We start from the raw sequence: 20,651 nt of genomic DNA, 5'->3' as shown, positions 1-20,651 counted from the left end.
ATCGTTATTGCATTATTATCGCGCTCTTTTTTAATTGAGCGTTGTTCAATAGGCCCTAGAGCGTTAAGGGTGCATTGAATCGCTGAGTAGTAATCAATGAGTGCAATCAAACATTCGCTATCGACCAAAGTATTTGTTGGTCTTGTAATCGGCTTTATTATTGGCTCGATTATTCAATATCTGATACCACAATCTTGGCCCTTGGCCTCATTTTTGACCGAAGCTGCTACTGGCTTTGGTGCTATGTTCGTGTCGATGATCAAATTGATCGTTGTTCCACTGGTCTTTATCTCAATAACCTACGGTATTTGTGAGCTAAAAGACTTGTCAAGTTTCGGTCGTTTGGGTACGAAGACATTCAGCTTTTATATTATCAATACTATTGTCGCCATTGCGATGACCTTGGTTGTGGTGATGTGGTTAAAACCTGGTGCTGGCGTTAACCTTGGTTCTGTGACCGAGCAAGTATCATTAATGGCAACAGAAACGCCGAGCATGTGGCAACTGGTGATTAATATCATTCCGTCAAATCCATTTCAGGCGTTTGCTCAAGGTGACATGCTGCAAATTATTTTTATGGCGATCATGACCGGTATTGCTATTCAAGCGCTTGATTCGTCAGGTGGCCCTGCGATTCGCTCATTTAAAGTTGCTAATGACGTGATGATGAAGCTAATCACTTTAGTGATGTCACTCGCTCCTTATGGGGTGTTTTTCTTAATGATCTCACTTGGTGCAACGCTCGACTCTTCTCGAATGCTCGCTGTTGCCGGCTATATTGCCTTGGTTGTTACCATGTTTTTGATCATGTTTTTAGTGATCTATCCGCTGGCTGTATTTGTTACCACAGGAATTAAACCGCTGACGTTTATTGCTCATACTCGCGAACAAATATTGTTTTCATTATCGAGTGCATCATCAAATGCGACCATTCCCGTGACGATGCGCACCTTAACGGAAAAAATCGGCGTGAGTAAATCTGTCGCAAGCTTTGGCGTACCGCTTGGTGCGACGATGAATATGTCAGGTGCCGCTGTTTATATCACAATTGCCACTGTGTTTGTTGCGAATGCCTACGGTATGCCAATGAACAGTGAGCAAATGATATCTTTGGCGTTTACCGTACTGTTGCTCGCAATTGGCGCTGGTGGTGTGCCTGGCGGCGGTATCGTTTCGATTGGTATTTGTTTACACACATTTGGTTTACCTGTGGAGGCGTTAGCGATTATCGCAGCGGTTGACCGCATTTGCGATATGTTCTGTACCACCGCAAACGTGATTGGCGATACGGCGATTAATACGATTGTTGCTAAGTCAGAAGGTCAGCTTGATTTGCCTGAATCGCCAGCAGATACGCATTTAACCGTTTAGTATGAATTATTCGTTATCGGTGTATTTAATCGTGTATTTTTTATCATAATTCCTCTATAATTCGCGCCAAAATTTTCGTATGACAATTATTGAGGGCATATCATGGCTATCGAACGTACTTTTTCTATCGTAAAACCAGATGCAGTTGCTAAAAACGTAATCGGTGCAATCTACAACCGTTTCGAAACTGCTGGTCTAAAAATCATCGCTTCTAAAATGGTTCACTTGAGCCGTGAGCAAGCTGAAGGCTTCTATGCAGAGCACGCAGAGCGTCCTTTCTTTGGCGCTTTAGTTGACTTCATGACTTCTGGTCCAGTTATGGTTCAAGTTCTTGAAGGCGAAAACGCTGTTCTTAAGAACCGTGAAATCATGGGTGCAACTAACCCTGCTGAAGCGTTAGCTGGTACTCTACGTAGCGATTACGCGGCTTCTATCGATGAGAACGCAGTGCACGGTTCTGACGCTCTTGAGTCAGCAGCTCGTGAAATCGCGTACTTCTTCTCTGAAGACGAAATCTGCCCACGTACTCGCTAATCGCGATTTACGTAGCGAAGTCGCTCTAAGCACGATGTGTTGTTGAGCGCTTCAAGAAGAGGATTTTGCTATTAGGTAAAGTCCTCTTTTTGCGTTAATAGCGTGCTAAATTTTATTCATCATCTGTGGATATTATGCTTTTGCTAATGGCTTGTCTGTACGATTCATTAACAAAGTCATAACAATGAAAAATTGTTTACGCAGTACATAAAATGTACAATTTATCCTGTTTATACCAACCTCTTGTAAAAAAGTGAGCCAACTTAATGACCGATAGTGCTGTAAAAAAGGTAAACCTTCTTGATTTTGATCATCAAATGCTACGTGAATATTTTGCGTCAATCGGCGAAAAACCATTTCGAGCCGATCAGGTGATGAAATGGATGTACCATTTCGGCTACGATGATTTTGAAAAAATGACCAACCTTAACAAGGCGCTACGCCAAAAGTTGGCACGTCTTTGTGAAATCAAAGCGCCTGAAATTGCCGCCAAGCAGGTATCAAGTGACGGTACCATTAAGTACGCCATTAAACTTGAGGGTGGCCAAGAAGTTGAAACGGTTTGGATCCCTGAAAATAACCGTGCAACCTTGTGTGTATCATCGCAAGTTGGCTGTGCATTAGAATGTACCTTCTGCTCAACCGCGCAACAAGGTTTTAACCGTAACTTATCGGTCTCTGAAATTATTGGTCAAGTGTGGCGTGTTGCCAATGATATTGGTGCGACTCGCATCGCCGGTACGCGTCCAATTACCAACATCGTAATGATGGGTATGGGCGAGCCATTGCTTAACATGAAAAACCTAGTGCCAGCGTTGAAAACGTTTTTGGACGACTTGGGCTACGGCCTTTCAAAACGTCGGGTAACAGTGTCAACCTCTGGTGTTGTTCCTGCTTTGGACATGCTGAAAAAAGAAGTGGACTGTGCACTGGCTATTTCTGTACACGCCCCGACCAACGAATTGCGTGATGAATTGGTACCAATTAACAAAAAGTACCCATTGGAAGAGTTTTTAGCAGCGAGTCGACGTTACATTGAAGGCTCAAAAGCCAACAAGCAAGTAACTATTGAGTATGTCATGCTGGATCACATTAATGATTCTACCGATCATGCGCATGAATTAGCCAAAGCGCTGGAAGGTACACCAAGTAAAATTAACTTGATCCCATTTAATCCATACCCAGGGTCGCCTTATGGTCGTTCAAGTAATTCTCGTATTGACCGCTTTGATAAGGTCTTACAAAGCTATGGTTTTACGGTGATTACTCGTCGTACACGCGGTGATGATATCGATGCTGCGTGTGGTCAACTTGCCGGTGATATTAAAGATAGAACTAAGCGCGCAGTGAAGAAGCAACTGCAAAACAGTGAAGAAATTTCACTTAAAGTGATGTAATTTAGCGACAGGCAAGGTAATCTACACAGCAAAGGGTAAGCCTGTGTTTAGATTACCTTGTTGGCAATAATAAAAATAATACCTTAGAGCTAAATTATGTCCAAACGTCTACCTAAGTCAGGCAAGCGCTTCCTGGCTCTTGCCTTTGTATTTAATACGCTGGGTTTATCCGGTTGTGTAACGCAAAATTTTGCGGATGATGAACCTGTTGTCACTAAAGATTATAGTGACGAACAACTGGCGAAGACTCGCATCTCATTAGCGCTAGGTTATTTGGATATGGGCAATACTGCGCAGGCCAAATTCAACTTAGAAAAAGCACGTCAATTTGCCCCTGAGTTGGCTGATGTGTATCGCGCTTTTGGTCATTACTTTGAGCGTGTTGGTGAAAATGAGCAGGCTGAAGAAGCCTATTTGCATGCGTTGCAACTGGCAGAGCAAGATGCCGACAGTCTTAATAATTTTGGCGTATTTTTGTGTCGCCAAAACCGTATAGAAGAAGCCGAAACCTATTTTAAGCGCGCGATTCGTGTGCCAACCTATATTCGCGTCTCTGAAACATATCAAAATATTGCGTTGTGTTATTTGAAAAAACCGCATTTTTCAAAAGCCGAAGAGGCCTTGAAGCGCAGTATTTTACACAGCCCAAATAGCGCCAGTAGTTTATTGCAAATGGCGCAGCTACAGTATGCAAAACAAGCATTTGCCCAAGCTTCAGACTATTTAAGTCGATATGAACTAGCTACCCGTCGCTTTACTGCGCAGGCGATCGCGTTAAGTTTTAAAGTACACAAAAATCTTGGCAATGACGAGATTGCCGATAATTACGCGACCATGTTATTGAATATGTTTCCAGAATCTAATGAAGCGAAGCAATACCTTGATAACGAACTGGCGACAATCGATGCCGATGAGTTGGCAACTCAATATAAAAAATATACTTTGCTGAAATCTGGCGCGAAAGTAAACAAACAGCCTATTATTATAGAGGATAAGCGCGCCTCGAATGGCACTGTTGGCGTTGAAAAACTACAGACGCCGAATAACCAGGGGGGGGCGCAAATGGTTATTGAAGCATTGCCTGACGAGCAAATGGTGGTTGAAAATGTAGCGATGCGACCGCAAGTGGAAAAACAAGCTGTTACCACAACGGTAACAGGTCAGGTTACAAAGCAGCCGGCTTCGTCAAAAGCAACCGTGACACCAGTGACGTCACCTGTGGGGGCAGCAAGTCAACCGGCCAACCACAAGCAGGCGAATCAGCTCGCTAATTCGTCAAACCATAATCGCAGCGCCGTAGTCACGCCAGTACAGACTTCACAGCAGCCAGTAGCTAAGTCGTCAGCAGTGAGTCGTGTTGTACCTCAAACGTCGACCGCGACGCAGCCCAAAGACACTGATGTACATGTTGTGAAACCTGGCGATAATTTGTATCGAATATCGATAAAGTACAATGTCACTATTGCGACGTTACGTCGCTGGAATGACTTACTTAGTGAGAATATTAGCGTTGGTCAAAAGATCCGAGTGAAGAAACCAAAATAGAATATGAGCCAAGATACTGATAAAACCGCAAATGATAGCGATATCCAGGTGATAGGACCTGGGCGCATGTTAAAAGATGCGCGTAATGCATTGAATCTAAGTGAGGATGAAGTCGCTCACAAGTTAAACTTGCGCCCTAGCTTGGTTGAAGATATAGAAGCGGACAGAATAGATCCTAAAACGCCAAAAACCTTTATCCGTGGGTATTTGCGTAATTATGCCAAATTGGTTGATGTCAGCGAAGAAGAGGTTATCTCACGCTACGACTCGCTAACGGGTAACGAACCCGCGGCTGCGACAATGACCTCGTTTTCACAGGGAACTCGTAAACGAGCGGAAAATAATCGCCTAATGATTGCGATTTACCTCATTGTTGCCGTTTTATTAGCATTGACGGTCATCTGGTGGGCTCAGCAGGCAGCCAGCAAAAAGGCAAGCAATATTGAAGCCGCGACCTTACCAACAACGGTCTTAACCGCGGATTCAAATCCGGATGATGCCAGTACGACTGCGCAAGGTAATCAAGCCCGAGTAGAGGTTGTTAATACCGATGTGTTAAATAGCCAAGCGACGGCTGAGGATGTTGGCGCGAGTATTGCCCAGCCTGCCACCAATACACCGGCTTCAATAAGTACCAGTATCGACCAGACGACGCAATCTGAAGAAACACAGGATGAGGTATTTGAGCAGCACATGGGCTCTGTACAGCAGGGTAGCGAGCCTCAGGTGAATAACCAAACTGGGCAGCAACAGATCATTGTTGATCAACTGGAAGCCGGAACAGGTCATGTGGTGGTGATGAGCTTTGCTGGTGATTGTTGGGTGAATATTTATGACGCAGCAGGTGAGCGCTTAGCGTATGGCATTAAAAATCAGGGGTATGTATTGTCTGTACAAGGGCAACCACCAATTAACTTTACCTTAGGGGCGCCAGAGTTAGTGACGCTAACGATCGATGGTAAACCGTATGACTTAAGTAATTACCGAAAAGGTCAGGTTGCTAAGTTTGTTTGGCCAGCGCAAGAAAATTAACCAATAACGGTTAAAAGCATAGGATTATTTAGCCGCCATGTTACACTATGGCGGCTTTGTTTTATTAATTAATTAGACCTACAGGTCCAAGTGTCATTATGTTCAGTGAATCTCCAATTATTCGTCGCAAGTCAAAACAGATTATGGTCGGTAATGTACCCGTCGGTGGTGATGCACCTATTTCTGTGCAGTCGATGACCAATACCAAAACAACCGATGTTGCTGCGACGGTTGCACAAATTCGTTCATTAGAAAATGTTGGTGCTGATATCGTTAGAGTCAGTGTGCCTACAATGGATGCCGCCGAAGCGTTTAAGCAAATTAAACAACAGGTAAAAGTGCCGTTAGTTGCCGATATTCATTTTGATTACCGTATTGCCCTGAAAGTGGCAGAGTATGGTGTCGACTGTTTACGTATTAATCCTGGTAATATCGGTAAAGAAGACCGTATTCGCCAAGTCGTGGATGCTGCTCGTGACAAAAATATTCCAATTCGCATTGGTGTTAATGGTGGCTCTTTAGAGCGCGACCTACAAGAGAAATACGGTGAACCAACGCCAGAAGCGTTAGTTGAGTCGGCGCTTCGCCATGTTGAAATTCTCGACCGCTTAAACTTCGATCAATTTAAAGTGAGCGTGAAAGCATCCGATGTGTTTTTAGCAGTTGGTGCCTATCGTTTACTGGCAAAACAAATCGATAATCCGCTGCACCTTGGTATTACCGAAGCGGGTGGTTTCCGCTCTGGTGCGGTTAAATCATCGGTTGGCTTAGGTATGCTGTTAGCTGAAGGTATTGGCGACACATTACGTGTTTCTTTAGCAGCAGATCCAGTTGAGGAAATTAAAGTCGGCTTTGATATCCTTAAGTCACTACGTTTACGTTCTCGCGGTATTAACTTTATCGCCTGCCCTAGTTGCTCGCGCCAAGAGTTTGATGTGATCAATACGGTCAATGCGTTGGAACAACGATTAGAAGACGTATTAACGCCAATGGATGTATCAATAATTGGCTGTGTCGTGAATGGCCCAGGTGAAGCGACTATTTCTGATATTGGATTAACCGGTGGAGCGAGAAAGTCAGGCTATTATGTTGACGGCGAACGTCAAAAAGAACGTATTGATAATAACGATATTGTCGATCAACTGGAGCAAAAAATTCGCGCTAAAGCGAACATGTTGAGCGAGCAGAATCGCATCGATATCAAGCAAGTAAAATAGTCGATAATCGATAGACTAATTAGGGGATTTTGTTGTAAGAATAAGCAAAAATCCCCTATAATGCCCGCCTTTAATGACAAATTTAAGAGACGATTCGAGTGAGTAAAGCGATTCAAGCAATCCGAGGAATGAATGACCTTTTGCCAGGTGAAAGCAATAAGTGGCAAATGGTTGAACAGGTTTTACGCCGTGTCGCAGCAAGTTACGGTTATGCTGAAATCCGCATGCCCGTAGTTGAGTCGACTAACTTGTTCAAGCGCGGTATTGGTGAGGTAACCGATATCGTAGAAAAAGAAATGTACACATTTGAAGATCGCAACGGTGACAGTCTTACGTTGCGTCCAGAAGGCACCGCAAGCTGTGTTCGCGCTGGTAATCAACACGGTCTTCTATATAACCAAGAACAACGTTTATGGTACATGGGGCCAATGTTTCGTCACGAGCGCCCACAAAAAGGTCGCTATCGCCAGTTTCATCAATTCGGCATTGAAAGCTTTGGTATTGCGACAGCAGACATTGACGCGGAAGTTATTTTATTAAGTGCACGTTTGTGGCGGGAACTTGGTATCAGCGAATTTGTCACACTGGAGTTGAACTCTCTTGGCTCGAATCAAGCGCGTGCTGAATATCGCGATGCCTTAGTTGCGTTTTTAGAACAACATCAAGAGCAACTTGATGAAGATAGCAAACGTCGTATGCATAGTAATCCATTGCGCGTACTGGACTCCAAGACCCCTGACGTGCAGGCATTATTGGTGAATGCGCCAAAATTGTCTGAGCACTTAGATGAAGAATCACGCCAGCACTTCGAGCAACTTTGTAAGCGCCTTGACGCTGCCGGTGTTAAATACACATTAAATGAGCGTTTAGTACGTGGCCTTGACTACTACAATCGCACGGTATTTGAGTGGGTAACCGACAGCTTAGGTGCTCAAGGTACCGTATGTGCGGGTGGTCGTTACGATGGCTTAGTTGAGCAACTCGGTGGTAAAGGCACGCCAGGCGTTGGATTTGCGTTAGGCATTGAGCGCTTGGTGTTGATGTTAACTGAGCTTGATAAATTAGGCGATATTCGTGGCACAACCGATGCTTACTTGGTTATGGCAGGAGAAGCAGCTGAGTTTAAAGGCTTACAGTTAGCTGAGCAATGGCGCAATGAATTAAGTGACTTACGCTTGCAATACCATTGTGGTGGCGGTAAGTTCAACAAACAATTAAAGCGAGCTGATAAATCGGGCGCACAAGTGGCGATTATCATCGGTGAAAGCGAGCTGGCTAACGGTGAAGCAACCATTAAGTACTTACGCCAGTCTAAAGAACAACAAACCGTGCCATTTGCAGAGGTGGCAGACGTATTAAAAGAATTATTATAAAAGGGTAGTAACGTGGAAACATACCAAACGGAAGAACAACAGGTTGAAGCGATTAAAAGCTTTTGGCAAGAAAACGGTAACTCGTTAATTGCGGGCTTAGTGATTGGTTTAGGTGGCTTTATTGGCTGGAACTACTACCAAGATAGTCAGCTTGAAGCGCAATACTTAGCCTCATACCAATACCAACAAGCAATGGATGCCTACAGCAACAAAGAAGCTGAATACAAGGCTAATACGCAAGCATTTATCGACAATAACTCTGATCAAGTGTATGCGGTGTTTGCTGCGTTTGCGCTTGCTAAAGATGCTGTTGAAACGGCCGACTTTGCTGAAGCTGAAAAACAGCTGAGCAGTGCGGTTGCGTTAGCCCAGAGCACCGAGTTGAAGGCCATTGCGACATTACGTTTAGCGCGTGTGCAATTGCAACAACAAGCTTTTGATAAAGTATTAGCGACCCTAAATAAGCCGCTACCAGAGTCATTTAAAGCCGCGGTTGCTGAAGTTAAGGGCGATGCATACTTGTTGCAAGGTAATAAACAACAAGCTCGCGCTGAATACCAAGTAGCTGCCGACGCAGGCGGTTTGCAAGGTAACCCGACGTTACAAATGAAATTGGATGATTTAGCAGTCGCTGTTAACTCATAGTCGGAGAAGCTTATGAACCTGTTAAATAAGCGTTTAATCGGTGCTGCACTATTAGCCAGCACCCTAGTTGCTTGTTCTTCTTCGGATACTGATGAAGAGGAAGCAAGTAAAGTTGCACAACTCACTGCAATTGATAATGCTTTTGAGCCAAACGTTGTTTGGGATGAGTCCGTTGGTAATGGTGTCGAGCACTATTTTTCTCGTCTTGCACCTGCGGTAGCTTATGACAAAGTGTTTGTTAGTAGCCGTTTTGGTGAGGCATATGCTTTTGATCAGCAAACGGGGAAAACCATTTGGTCGGTGGATTTAAGTGATATCGACGATAAACGTGGCTTTTTTGATGATGCTGTATCTGCACGTATTGCCGGTGGTGCTGTTGCTGGTTACGACAAAGTCGTTTGGGGCAGTGAAAATGGTGATGTGTTTGCATTAGACGCTAATTCAGGTGAGTTACTTTGGCAGACTAAGGTCGCTGGTGAAGTCATCGCTAAACCCGTTTTTAGCGATAATAAACTGATTGTAAATACCGCCTCAGGCGTGTTGGTTGCATTGGATGCCAATACAGGTGAAGCAATGTGGAAAGCTGAACAAGCAGTGCCACCATTAACCTTGCGCGGTATTAGTGGTATTGCAGCCAGCAGTGGCGGTGTGTTTGTTGGCTCAGCAACAGGTCAAGTAGCTGTGTATATTGCTGAAACAGGTCAACAAGGTTGGGCAGTAGACATCGGCGAACCAAGCGGTGCAACCGAGCTACAACGCATTGTTGATGTTGATTCTACGCCAGTTGTTGTTGGCGATAGAATTTACGCAATCTCTTCAAATGGTAATTTAGCTGCGATTGATTTACGTGGTGGCCGTGAAGTTTGGAAGCGTCAATATTCATCGTATCGTCAGCTTACGATTGATGATAACCAAGTTTTTGCGACGGATGTTCAAGGACATGTTTATGCTATTAATCGTGTCACAGGGATGGAAGAGTGGAGTAACTTACAGTTAACCAATCGCCAAACGACTGGTGCAGTGAGTGTTGGTGATTATGTTGTCGTAGGTGACTTTGAAGGCTACTTACATTGGCTCGATAAGCAAACCGGCCGCATTGTTGCTCGTTACCAAGTTGACTCAAGTGGTATTTTTGCAACGCCAGTGGTTCGCGATAACCTGCTGTATGTATATGCTCGCGATGGTAGTTTTGATGTTATTGCAACGCCAACGGCTAATGAGCAATAACTAGTTATTTTATAATGTAAAACTCGGCAAAATAAGTCTGAGTTGCTACAGTTATTAACGGCCCCTAAGTACTTACGGGGCCGTTTGTTGTTTTAATTTCCTCATTTTTGAGGTGGAATTTTTGAGGTGGCCATGCTTCCTGTTGTTGCCCTTGTAGGGCGCCCAAACGTTGGTAAATCAACGTTGTTTAATCGTCTAACGCGTACCCGCGATGCTTTAGTTGCCGACTTTCCGGGACTTACCCGTGACCGTCAATATGGTCAAGCGGAAGTGGATGGCGAACAATTCATCGTTATTGATACCGGTGGTATTGAAGGTAATGAGCAAGGCATCGATGCAAAGATGGCCGAGCAATCTTTGATGGCGATTGAAGAAGCTGATGCGGTTTTATTTTTAGTCGATGCTCGTGCTGGTTTGACGTCGGCGGACGAAGCTATTGCTGCTCACTTGCGCAAACAAAGCAAGAAAGTATTCTTGGTTGCCAATAAAATCGATGGCATTGACGCTGACTCGGCCATTGCTGAATTCTATTCGCTTGGCTTGGGTGATACGGTTTATCAAATTGCGGCGGCGCATAACCGAGGTGTGACGCAGTTAATGTATGTAGCCCTAGCCCCGCATATTGAGGCATTTGCCAAAGCGGCGGATGCGAGCGAACAGATCGATGAAGATGATTCACTGTATGAGCACGATGACGTGGTCGATTTGGCCGAAGGTGAAGAGTTCGATGACAGCGATGAAACGGCTCAAGATGACACCATCAAGCTGGCTATCGTTGGTAAACCGAATGTGGGTAAATCAACCTTAACCAACCGCATATTAGGTGAAGAGCGCGTTGTCGTTTACGATATGCCAGGCACAACACGTGATAGTGTTTATATTCCAATGGAGCGTAATGAGCGTAACTACACCCTGATTGACACAGCAGGTATTCGCCGTCGTAAGAATATGCATGAGGCGGTTGAAAAGTTCTCGGTGATCAAAACGCTTAAAGCGATTGAAGACGCCAACGTGGTATTGTTGGTGATGGATGCGCGTGAAGAAATTACCGACCAAGATTTGAGCCTACTGGGCTTCATCCTTAACTCAGGCCGTTCGTTAGTCTTGGTGGTTAACAAGTGGGATGGTCTTGATAATGATGTGAAAGATCGCATTAAATCGGAAATTGACCGTCGTTTAGGGTTTATTGATTTTGCTCGCTTGCACTTTATTTCAGCGTTACATGGTACCGGCGTTGGTCATATCTTTGAATCGGTGGAAGAAGCCTTTGATTCGGCGACCAAGCGCACATCAACAGCGATGTTAACCAAGATTTTGGATATGGCAGTGTTTGATCATCAGCCACCGTTGGTCAATGGCCGTCGTATTAAGCTGAAATACGCGCATGCAGGTGGTTACAACCCGCCTCTTATCGTTATTCACGGTAACCAAGTAAATCAGTTACCTGATTCCTACAAGCGCTATTTGATCAACTACTTTAGAAAGTCACTGAAGATCATGGGTACCCCGGTCAAGGTTGACTTTAGGGGCACAGCGAACCCGTTTGCGCATAAGCGCAAGCTATCTTACACCGAACGTAAGAAGCGCGCTCGTGAAACAGAAGGCTGGAGCGACGAAGCGAAAGCAAGAAAACGTTAATACGTTAACGTTTTTATATAACAAAGGCGACCAACTGGTCGCCTTTGTTTCTTCTGGCTAATACCTAGAGCTAAATAGTAGCTTGTTATTGAGCAACAAGTCCTTGGTTAATCGCCAATACATCTTGATCAGAAATGGTGCCAGCAGTCTCTTTTAAACGCAGCATGTTAATGATGTAGCGGTAACGAGCATTGGACAGGTTACGTTTAGCGTTATATAAGCTTTGGGTGCGGTCTAACACATCAACAATGGTACGAGTACCTACTTCAAAGCCAGCTTCGGTTGCTTTTAACGCACTTTCCGCTGAAATGACTGATTGCTCTAATGCTTTGATGCTCGAGATCGTTGCAACAATGGTGTTATAGGCGATACGTGAGCCTCGTACAACACCGCGGTAGGTTAGCTGCATATCTTGGCTAGCAACAACATAATTTTGTTGTGCTTGACGTACTAATGAGCTGGTTCGGCCACCAGAATAAATAGGCACGTTTAAGCTTAAGCCAATGGAAGAGTCATCGACATCGGCGCCATTTAAGCTATTACAAAAGCTGGTTGGCGAGCAATCTCTATCGCTGTTACTGGTACCAACACTACCGCTTAACGCTAATGTTGGATAATGACCCGACTGCGCTAAGTCAATATTTTCTTTGGCAATGTCAACGCTGACTTTTTGATTAATTAACTGCAGATTGTTTGTTTCGGCGGTTTGTTGCCATTGTTCGGCACTTGCTGGTGATGGTGTTACGGCGCTAAAGCGTTCGGTATTTAATACCGCTAAATTGCGAGGGTAAGTCCCCGTGATTTCTCGTAGTACTTCTTCAGCGGTGTACACGTCATTTTGTGCGGAAATCTCGTTGGCGACTGAATTATCGTATTGTGCTTGCGCTTCGTGAACGTCAGTGATTGCCGTTAGGCCAACAGAAAACCGCTGTTTGGTTTGCTCTAATTGACGTTCGATGGGATTTTTTTCTGCTCGTGCAAATTCTAAGGTATCCATCGCTGCTAGCACGTCAAAATAAGCTTCGGTGACACGGGTGATCATTTGTTGTTTAACAAATTGATAGTTAATATCAAATTGATGCGCTTGTTTGTCGGCAATGTCCAATCCTAGCCAGCTGCTATGATTATAAACATCCATATTCAGATTAACACCAAGGCGCAGTACGTCATCATCTTGCGAGAAGGCATCGAAGTCGGTTTGTGACATAGTATAAGATGCAGCACCATTAACTTGCGGTAGCAATAGCGAGCGAGCTTGTTCAACCAGCTCTTTGGATGCTTTAACTTGTGCCTCGGCTCTTAATACTGTTGGATCATTTTGTAGCGCTAGCTGATAGCTATCTTTTAGGTCCTGAGCACTGGCCAGCGAACTGATGCCAGCTAAAACTAACCCTGCAACCACAGAATTAAATTTATTTGTCATGAGTATGTTTTTCCCTTGGTTTATAAAGCTTTTGTTATTAGGGTAAGTGTATCGTTATTTAATGTTATGCGGAAATTAAAAACCGTTACCAACCTTGTTAAAGTGTAACAGAAGTTTTCTCTAACATGTTGTTATATCTATAAGTATTACAAATTATGAAAAGCAAGCAAACAATTAGTCGGTTTACTGACCAAGATTTCAATGTAGAGGCTATAAATAGCAACTATCAAGGCTTTTTTCGCATTGATGAGTACCGATTACGGCACAAGCTGTTCAATGGTGAACAAAGTCCATTGATTACGCGCGAAATTTTTGAACGCGGTGATGCGGTGGTGTTGATGGTATTTGATAGGCAGGCGAAGCATTTATTGTTAATTCAGCAATTTCGTCCGGGTGCTATTCGTACTCAAGATGACCCTTGGATGTTAGAGTTCATTGCCGGCATGTTCGCACCGAATGAGCAACCTATAGAAGTTGCGATACGCGAAGCAAAAGAAGAAGCCAATATTGATATTGATGTCGCCGATTGCGAGTATGTCATGGAATTTCTGCCAAGTCCTGGCGGTTGCTCTGAGAAGCTTTATCTCTATGTTGCTTATGTCGACTTGAGTGATTATCAGGCCGGTCAAGTGCATGGTTTAGATAACGAACACGAAGATATTAAAAGCTATAAAGTTAGCTTGACACAAGCCCTGCGGTTGCTCGAGCAAGGTAAAGTCAATAACGCTTCAACGATAATTGGGTTACAATGGCTAGCGCTACATTACAAGGATTAGCATGAGTCGTTATAAACCGGATTTAACCAACTTACTGTCATTAGCCGAAACCAATTACATGTTGCTAAATCGATTGTTAACACCAATTGAGCAACAAGGGCAAAGTCGTCTATTTTTTATCGATGATCACTTAAGTTATCGTTTAACGGTATTAGAGGATACACGTTATACCCATGTGGTTAAATTTGAACAATTACGTAGCGATAGTGAACATACGATTGGCAAGGTATTTTTACCAAGACCAGTGATGGTTATTCGCCTTTACCATGATGCGAAAGTCATTGAGGTGATAGAAAGCCAATGCGTGCGCCAAATAAAGCCGCGTTATAATTACCCTAATAAAAACATGCATCAACCCGATGAAAAACATCAAACCTTGGCGTTTCTTGGCCAATGGTTGCAATTGTGTTTACAGCAGGGTAGAGCGCCTGTGCAGTTGAATCTTTAGTGGGGGCGATTGAATATTATGGATAAACAACCACCTTCGGTACCAGCAATGGATATGCAATCAAGCATTCAAATAGCGCAAATATCTGATTGTCATTTATATGGTGATATCGATAGCTTACACTTTGGCGCCAACGTTTACCGAAATTTAGAAACAGTATTTAGTTACCTTGCGAGGATGGCGGAGTTAAAACTGGTGGTGTTCACCGGTGACTTATCACAAGATCATAGCATTGCTTCTTATCAGCGCTTTAATGAATTGGTCGCGGCTGCCAAGTTGCCTTGCCCTGTTGCTTATGTCCCAGGTAACCACGATGATCGTCAACTGCTTAAACAACAATTAACGGCAACATGCATTACTCACGAGCAAACGATTCACCTCGATGAATGGCAGATATTGCTTGTTGATAGCAAATCAGTAACCCCAAGTGGTGAGGTAAACTCATCGCAAAGGCGTCGCATTGAGGCATTGACTGAGCAACCAAGCCTAGTATTTATGCATCATCATCCGATGGATGTCGGTTACTTTATTGACCGTCATGGCCTTAATAACAAACAGCAATTTTGGCAGTCAGTTGCTAGCGCGCCGAAGATCCGCGCCATTGCTTGTGGTCATGTCCATCGTGGTGAGGAGTATCACTATAATGATGTGACTGTATTTACCTGTCCTGCAACCTCTATTATGTTTGCTCGCCACCCCAATGACTTACTTGCCGAATCAACCAGGCCAGGTTTGCGCTTATTTGATTTAGGGGCTAATGATGTCATCAACTCGCGCCTTGTCTACCTATAGAGACTAGCCTGTTGCCATGCTAGGACGGCAGGCTAATGATGACTTAACAAACAAAAAATATAATAACGAAACCATTTAATATGAAAAAGCTACTTACCATCCATGGTTTTAATAGTTCGCCAAAATCTTTAAAGGCGGAACAAACCAAGGCTTACTTTAATCAACACTTTCCACAAATCGATGTTGTCGCGCCACAGCTGAAGACCACACCAGATGCGGCGATCAAACAACTCGTCGATATTATTGAGTCTGCCCCTGAGGCGTCTTGGATGTTGACTGGTTCATCATTGGGGGGATATTTTGCCACCTATTTGGCATCACGCTTTTCGATTCCTGCGGTATTAATTAACCCTGCAGTTAAACCGTTTGAATTATTAGCTGAGGTTATTGGTGAGCATACCAACCCATATACCAATGAAACGTATCACGTAACAAGCGAGCATATGCAGCAACTTAAAAGGCTTTGGGTTGATGATATTGATGTCGATAAGTTTATGGTTATGGTGCAAAAAGGTGATGAAGTACTTGATTATCAGCAAGCGGTTAATAAGTATCGTGACACCTGCTTATTGGTACAAGAAGGTGGTGACCACAGCTTTGTCGGCTTTGAAAAAATGCTACCCGATGTTGTCAAATTCTTTCAATTAGAGAATAATGGGTAAACCTTTAGCATCGTAAATGTTGTGTATTCTTGCTTACTTAGCCAGTGATACGGTACGGTGTAAGCAGATATCTGCGCACAAACTACAACAATAAAGCCAATCAATACATATAGTGATACCTTTATGACTGATCAATATAATTCCGACGCCATTGAGGTCTTAAGTGGTCTCGACCCTGTACGCCGCCGCCCAGGCATGTACACCGATACCAATAGACCGAACCATTTAGGACAAGAGGTTATTGATAACTCTGTAGATGAAGCCTTAGCAGGTTTTGCTCGTAATATCCAAGTGATCTTACATGAAGACCAGTCGCTAGAAGTTATTGATGATGGTCGTGGGATGCCAACGGATATACACCCTGAAGAGGGCGTTCCGGGGGTTGAGTTGATCTTTTGTCGTCTGCATGCCGGCGGTAAATTCTCGAATAAGAATTATCAATTTTCAGGTGGTTTACACGGGGTTGGTATTTCTGTGGTTAATGCCTTATCAACTCGTGTTGAAGTGGTGGTGCGCCGCGATCAAAAAGTTTTTGAAATGGCCTTTGAAAACGGCGAAAAGGTATCGGATCTTACGGTAACGGGGACCGTTGGTAAGCGCAATACCGGTTCTCGTGTACGTTTTTGGCCTGATGCCAGTTACTTTGACTCGCATAAATTCTCCGTATCACGCATGGTACACATTTTAAAAGCCAAAGCCGTGTTATGCCCGGGTTTATCGATTAAGTTCCACGATAAAGTAGCGGGTGAAAAATATCATTGGTGTTATGAAAATGGCTTACAAGATTACTTGAAAGAAGCCGTTGCCAAATGGCCTAACTTACCTGAACAACCATTTATCGGAACCTTTGCATCACAGCACGAAGCCGTTGATTGGGCCGTTACTTGGTTACCGGAAGGCGGCGATAGCATTGGTGAGAGTTATGTTAACTTAATTCCTACCATTCAAGGTGGTACCCATGTTAACGGTTTGCGCCAAGGGTTGCTGGACTCGATGCGCGAGTTTTGTGAATTTCGTAATTTAATTCCTCGCGGCGTAAAACTGACCCCAGATGATATTTGGGATAAATGTGCGTTTATCTTGTCAGTAAAAATTCAAGATCCACAATTTGCAGGTCAAACTAAAGAGCGCTTGTCGTCAAGACAATGTTCTGCTTTTGTCTCGGGCGTGGTCAAAGACGCTTTTAGTTTATGGCTTAATGAACATACTGATATTGCGGAAGCGTTAGCGGAATTTTGTATTGCCAATGCCCAGCGTCGGATGCGTGCCAGTAAAAAAGTGGTCCGTAAAAAGGTAACCCAAGGCCCTGCGTTACCGGGTAAATTAACGGATTGTGGCTCGCAAGAGCCAGAACGTACTGAGTTATTCTTAGTTGAGGGTGACTCAGCTGGCGGTAGTGCCAAACAAGCGCGAGATCGTGACTTTCAAGCGATTATGCCTCTGCGCGGTAAAATTCTGAACTCTTGGGAAGTGGAGTCTGGACAGATTTTAGCATCACAAGAAATTCATGATATTTCGGTAGCACTTGGTATCGACCCAGACTCTGAGGACTTATCCGGTTTGCGTTATGGCAAAATTTGTATTTTAGCCGATGCAGACTCCGATGGTCTGCATATTGCGACCCTTCTCTGTGCGTTATTTACTCAGCATTTTTTACCACTTGTGCAAGCTGGTCATGTTTACGTGGCGATGCCACCTCTGTACCGAATTGACGTCGGTAAAGAGGTGTTTTATGCCCTTGACGAGCAAGAGAAACAAGGCATCCTTGACCGTATCGAGGCAGAAAAAATGCGTGGCAAGGTTAACGTACAGCGCTTTAAAGGTTTAGGTGAGATGAATCCATTGCAATTGCGGGAGACCACTATGGACCCTAATACCCGTCGCTTAGTCCAATTAACGGTAGATGAATACGATACCACCATGGAAATCATGGACATGTTGCTATCAAAAAAACGTGCTGGAGATCGCAAGGATTGGCTGCAAGAAAAAGGTAATTTGGTTACCTTGTCGTAATTTTAAGCCCAACATACGTTAAAGCCCCGCGAATCTCGTTAGCGGGGCTTTTTTGTTGACCAAATAAAATCAGCGACAGCAGCATAATACGGCCATACCGTCCCACTAAAGTGTGTCCCACTAGACAAATAAAAAAGTCTCTCTTAGTTTAGTTGAAAGTTTCGACCAAAAAACAATCAACAACAAACGGAGAGAGACTATGACTAATTTAACGCTGAATAGTAAGCAAATTCAAGCAGCATTAGATTCTTTAATCCAAAAGCCAGGTGGTCTAAATCAGGTATTAGAGCTCGCCCTTAATTCATTTATGAAAGCTGAGCGAACGGAATACCTAAGATCTTCTCAAGGTAACAAAGGCAATGGCTATAGACCTGTGGCAGGCTTAGGTATAGGTGATGCTCTATCTTTACAGGTACCTCGTGATCGATTAAATCAATTCAAGCCTTGGATCCTCAATGTCATGAAAGAGCAAAGCGATACACTGAACGAACTTTGTTTTGAGCTTTATGCCAAGGGGCTTACAACTCGAGAAATTGAATCAATAACTGAATCTATCTATGGCCAAAAGCTCACTCGAAGCGCCGTATCGCGCATTACTAAGAGCCTATATGAGGAAATGGAAGACTTCAGAAAACAGAAGTTATGCGATTATTACCCCATCATTTATCTCGATGCGACATTTATCAAAACAAAGCGTGAAACGGTTTCTAGCGAAGCCTACTATATCGTTTTAGCGGTAAAGCACGACATGACTCGTGAAGTGATTGGTATTTACAATGCACCGACCGAATCAGCAGCCAATTGGGATGACATCTTGTTAGATTTAAAGGAGCGTGGCCTCAAGCAAATCGACCTTGCTGTGATTGATAACCTATCGGGCTTAGATTCGGCCATTGAACGGCATTATCAATGTAAAATTCAAAAGTGCGTCTTACATATGAAACGCAACATCTTAAAAAAAGTGAAGAAGTCTCATCGTGGTGAAGTCGCTGATGATTTGAGGTTTGTCTTTAATTTAGATGATCAATCAGATGACCGTGAAGAACTTATGATCCGCGCTCGGTGGTTATATGAGAAGTGGGGTAAGAGATATTCTAACTTTAAGATGTTTATTGATAAGCCGTACTTGCAGTATTACGCCACATACTTGGACTTTGAGCCGATCATCCGCAATATGATTTATACTACCAACTGGATTGAACGATTAAATAAATCATTCAAACGAACGTTAAAAATAAGGAATTCCATGCCAAGTGTTGATTCTGTATTAACCATTCTAAGTAAGGTAGCACTGGATATGAATAAAACGACTTACCAATACCCGATAAGTCGCTTTGAGAAAAGTAACTTGTTTAACTAGGTAATTTGAAACTGAAATTAAAATAAGAGAGACACACTTTCTGGGACGGTACCAATACGGCTTGTTATCTCTAGTTGAAGGCTGAAATTTTTCTACTATGCTTTACAAATACTGATAAAAATAAAAGAGTTAGCTATGAAAGTATTTGTATCTTTAAGCCTGTGTTTTGCCCTTCTTGCTTGTAGTTCGTTACCGCCACCTACCTATGTTCGCATGGAAATGCTTAAATTCCGTGATCAGACTTTTCGAACCATGGAGCAAGAGCACTTTGAGCTAGTTTCGGATGTTAAACAAAAATATGCTTATGCCGTATTTACCAAAGCCCGTAATGAACATTTGCAATACTGGCGAGGTATGGCGATTGGTGTTTTGCATAATAATGTTACAGGTAAAAACACCTATTTACTGGCTGAAATGTCGATATTTTCAAATCGACAACAACGATTGTTGTTAACCTTTGATGATAAAAACGAAGTTAAAGACTTTATGCAGTATGCTGTAGAAATTGACGAAGACAGTACATTAGTCAGTCAAGTGGAGTATCAGTTTGATAGTGATAGCGTGTTAGCTTATTTAATTGACGAAGAAGGCAGTCTTCAGCAAGTCAATCAAAAGCCCAGTCGCTATTGGCGTAGCGATAGATTAAACTAAGCAAAATTTAGTTAATCAAGATAATGAAATATGGATATTACTTCAGCTCAACAGCAGGCAAAAACCTTGTGTCATATTTCACTTGGAACCAACCAGCTGTTAGATGCTATCGCTTTTTATGACCAGGTGCTCGCAACGTTAGGGATCACGCAAGTGGTACAACACGAGCAGGCGGTGGCGTATGGTAAAGGTTATCCAACGTTTTGGCTGCAAATACCCTACGATCAGCAAGCCGCTTCCGTCGCTAATGGTTCGCATATTGGTTTTATGGCCACCAGCAAGGCGCAAGTTGATGAGTTTTACCGCGTTGCTCTTGCCAATGGTGGGCAATGTAATGGCAAACCAGGACCTCGCCCTGAATATGGTGCACCATATTATGGTTGCTTTATTATCGATTTAGATGGCCATCGCATTGAAGCAAGTTTCTGGGATGTGGAGTACCAAGCCTCTAACAAGTAGCTAATTGCATGAAAATTTAAACGTTTTTTAAAAGCCTCTGAAAAAACGGTTTTTTCAGAGGCTTTTTTTCGATATTCTAATGATTATA

19 protein-coding genes are annotated in these 20,651 nt (G+C 43.4%); 18 read left to right on the top strand and 1 reads right to left on the bottom strand.

All coding sequences use genetic code 11. The annotated features are described in order from the left end of the window. Positions 1-105 precede the first annotated feature (105 nt). From ACAX20_RS12620 to der, 10 genes are all read left to right on the top strand, one after another. Positions 106-1,371: a dicarboxylate/amino acid:cation symporter gene (locus ACAX20_RS12620; RefSeq protein ID WP_371189656.1), complete on the top strand. Its 1,266-nt coding sequence runs from the start codon at positions 106-108 to the stop codon at positions 1,369-1,371. Between the two features lie 102 nt (positions 1,372-1,473). Next, positions 1,474-1,905, top strand: coding sequence for a nucleoside-diphosphate kinase (gene ndk / locus ACAX20_RS12615; RefSeq protein ID WP_371186699.1), 432 nt, complete (start codon positions 1,474-1,476; stop codon positions 1,903-1,905). Positions 1,906-2,171: 266 nt separating this feature from the next. Next, a complete protein-coding gene (locus ACAX20_RS12610) occupies positions 2,172-3,302 on the top strand; it encodes a bifunctional tRNA (adenosine(37)-C2)-methyltransferase TrmG/ribosomal RNA large subunit methyltransferase RlmN (RefSeq protein WP_371186697.1) in 1,131 nt (376 codons plus the stop codon). A 96-nt stretch (positions 3,303-3,398) separates the two neighbouring features. Further along, positions 3,399-4,847 carry a type IV pilus biogenesis/stability protein PilW gene (pilW, locus tag ACAX20_RS12605; RefSeq protein ID WP_371186695.1) on the top strand — a complete coding sequence of 483 codons (1,449 nt, stop codon included), beginning with the start codon at positions 3,399-3,401 and terminating at the stop codon, positions 4,845-4,847. Positions 4,848-4,850: 3 nt separating this feature from the next. Next, complete coding sequence (locus tag ACAX20_RS12600; RefSeq protein WP_371186693.1) at positions 4,851-5,879, top strand: RodZ domain-containing protein; 1,029 nt, start codon at positions 4,851-4,853, stop codon at positions 5,877-5,879. A 98-nt stretch (positions 5,880-5,977) separates the two neighbouring features. Beyond that, a complete protein-coding gene (gene ispG, locus ACAX20_RS12595; protein WP_371186691.1) occupies positions 5,978-7,096 on the top strand; it encodes a flavodoxin-dependent (E)-4-hydroxy-3-methylbut-2-enyl-diphosphate synthase in 1,119 nt (372 codons plus the stop codon). Between the two features lie 98 nt (positions 7,097-7,194). Next, positions 7,195-8,469 (top strand): histidine--tRNA ligase, encoded by a 1,275-nt coding sequence (gene hisS, locus ACAX20_RS12590; RefSeq protein ID WP_371186689.1) that lies wholly within the window; start codon positions 7,195-7,197, stop codon positions 8,467-8,469. Positions 8,470-8,481: 12 nt separating this feature from the next. Beyond that, positions 8,482-9,114, top strand: coding sequence for a YfgM family protein (locus ACAX20_RS12585; protein ID WP_371186688.1), 633 nt, complete (start codon positions 8,482-8,484; stop codon positions 9,112-9,114). A 12-nt stretch (positions 9,115-9,126) separates the two neighbouring features. Beyond that, positions 9,127-10,341, top strand: coding sequence for an outer membrane protein assembly factor BamB (bamB, locus tag ACAX20_RS12580; RefSeq protein WP_371186686.1), 1,215 nt, complete (start codon positions 9,127-9,129; stop codon positions 10,339-10,341). A gap of 132 nt (positions 10,342-10,473) precedes the next feature. Continuing rightward, positions 10,474-11,979, top strand: coding sequence for a ribosome biogenesis GTPase Der (gene der, locus ACAX20_RS12575; protein ID WP_371189654.1), 1,506 nt, complete (start codon positions 10,474-10,476; stop codon positions 11,977-11,979). An 85-nt stretch (positions 11,980-12,064) separates the two neighbouring features. Here the strand turns inward: der and tolC are convergent, their stop codons facing one another. Next, positions 12,065-13,402 (bottom strand): outer membrane channel protein TolC, encoded by a 1,338-nt coding sequence (tolC, locus tag ACAX20_RS12570; protein ID WP_371186685.1) that lies wholly within the window; start codon positions 13,400-13,402, stop codon positions 12,065-12,067. A 155-nt stretch (positions 13,403-13,557) separates the two neighbouring features. Here tolC and ACAX20_RS12565 point away from each other — a divergent pair, with 155 nt between their 5' ends. From ACAX20_RS12565 to ACAX20_RS12530, 8 genes are all read left to right on the top strand, one after another. Further along, positions 13,558-14,178 carry an NUDIX domain-containing protein gene (locus ACAX20_RS12565; protein WP_371186684.1) on the top strand — a complete coding sequence of 207 codons (621 nt, stop codon included), beginning with the start codon at positions 13,558-13,560 and terminating at the stop codon, positions 14,176-14,178. Position 14,179: 1 nt separating this feature from the next. Then, positions 14,180-14,626, top strand: a complete 447-nt coding sequence (locus ACAX20_RS12560; RefSeq protein ID WP_371186683.1) for a DUF1249 domain-containing protein — start codon at positions 14,180-14,182, stop codon at positions 14,624-14,626. An 18-nt stretch (positions 14,627-14,644) separates the two neighbouring features. Then, a complete protein-coding gene (locus ACAX20_RS12555; RefSeq protein WP_371186682.1) occupies positions 14,645-15,418 on the top strand; it encodes a metallophosphoesterase in 774 nt (257 codons plus the stop codon). An 80-nt stretch (positions 15,419-15,498) separates the two neighbouring features. Continuing rightward, positions 15,499-16,080, top strand: coding sequence for a YqiA/YcfP family alpha/beta fold hydrolase (locus ACAX20_RS12550; protein ID WP_371186680.1), 582 nt, complete (start codon positions 15,499-15,501; stop codon positions 16,078-16,080). A gap of 123 nt (positions 16,081-16,203) precedes the next feature. After that, entirely contained in the window at positions 16,204-18,093 is a 1,890-nt protein-coding gene (gene parE, locus ACAX20_RS12545; protein ID WP_371186679.1) for a DNA topoisomerase IV subunit B, read from the top strand. A 199-nt stretch (positions 18,094-18,292) separates the two neighbouring features. Next, positions 18,293-19,453 (top strand): IS256 family transposase, encoded by a 1,161-nt coding sequence (locus ACAX20_RS12540; protein ID WP_371185618.1) that lies wholly within the window; start codon positions 18,293-18,295, stop codon positions 19,451-19,453. Positions 19,454-19,588: 135 nt separating this feature from the next. Next, positions 19,589-20,104, top strand: a complete 516-nt coding sequence (locus ACAX20_RS12535; RefSeq protein ID WP_371186677.1) for a hypothetical protein — start codon at positions 19,589-19,591, stop codon at positions 20,102-20,104. A 30-nt stretch (positions 20,105-20,134) separates the two neighbouring features. Next, positions 20,135-20,563, top strand: coding sequence for a VOC family protein (locus ACAX20_RS12530; protein WP_371186675.1), 429 nt, complete (start codon positions 20,135-20,137; stop codon positions 20,561-20,563). The last annotated feature ends 88 nt before the right edge of the window (positions 20,564-20,651 follow it).

Source organism: Thalassotalea sp. Sam97 (genome assembly GCF_041379765.1).
Taxonomy (GTDB): domain Bacteria; phylum Pseudomonadota; class Gammaproteobacteria; order Enterobacterales; family Alteromonadaceae; genus Thalassotalea_A; species Thalassotalea_A maritima.
The sequence above is the reverse complement of the archived record's forward strand: the minus strand, read 5'-3'. Positions and strand labels throughout refer to the sequence as shown.

Bases quoted from the DNA above. Each gene is read 5' to 3' on its own strand.
- ndk (WP_371186699.1), top strand. From the start codon at position 1,474: ATGGCTATCGAACGTACTTTTTCTATCGTAAAACCAGATGCAGTTGCT.
- ACAX20_RS12610 (WP_371186697.1), top strand. From the start codon at position 2,172: ATGACCGATAGTGCTGTAAAAAAGGTAAACCTTCTTGATTTTGATCAT.
- pilW (WP_371186695.1), top strand. From the start codon at position 3,399: ATGTCCAAACGTCTACCTAAGTCAGGCAAGCGCTTCCTGGCTCTTGCC.
- ACAX20_RS12600 (WP_371186693.1), top strand. From the start codon at position 4,851: ATGAGCCAAGATACTGATAAAACCGCAAATGATAGCGATATCCAGGTG.
- ispG (WP_371186691.1), top strand. From the start codon at position 5,978: ATGTTCAGTGAATCTCCAATTATTCGTCGCAAGTCAAAACAGATTATG.
- bamB (WP_371186686.1), top strand. From the start codon at position 9,127: ATGAACCTGTTAAATAAGCGTTTAATCGGTGCTGCACTATTAGCCAGC.
- der (WP_371189654.1), top strand. From the start codon at position 10,474: ATGCTTCCTGTTGTTGCCCTTGTAGGGCGCCCAAACGTTGGTAAATCA.
- tolC (WP_371186685.1), bottom strand. From the start codon at position 13,402: ATGACAAATAAATTTAATTCTGTGGTTGCAGGGTTAGTTTTAGCTGGC.
- ACAX20_RS12565 (WP_371186684.1), top strand. From the start codon at position 13,558: ATGAAAAGCAAGCAAACAATTAGTCGGTTTACTGACCAAGATTTCAAT.
- ACAX20_RS12560 (WP_371186683.1), top strand. From the start codon at position 14,180: ATGAGTCGTTATAAACCGGATTTAACCAACTTACTGTCATTAGCCGAA.
- ACAX20_RS12555 (WP_371186682.1), top strand. From the start codon at position 14,645: ATGGATAAACAACCACCTTCGGTACCAGCAATGGATATGCAATCAAGC.
- ACAX20_RS12550 (WP_371186680.1), top strand. From the start codon at position 15,499: ATGAAAAAGCTACTTACCATCCATGGTTTTAATAGTTCGCCAAAATCT.
- parE (WP_371186679.1), top strand. From the start codon at position 16,204: ATGACTGATCAATATAATTCCGACGCCATTGAGGTCTTAAGTGGTCTC.
- ACAX20_RS12540 (WP_371185618.1), top strand. From the start codon at position 18,293: ATGACTAATTTAACGCTGAATAGTAAGCAAATTCAAGCAGCATTAGAT.
- ACAX20_RS12535 (WP_371186677.1), top strand. From the start codon at position 19,589: ATGAAAGTATTTGTATCTTTAAGCCTGTGTTTTGCCCTTCTTGCTTGT.
- ACAX20_RS12530 (WP_371186675.1), top strand. From the start codon at position 20,135: ATGGATATTACTTCAGCTCAACAGCAGGCAAAAACCTTGTGTCATATT.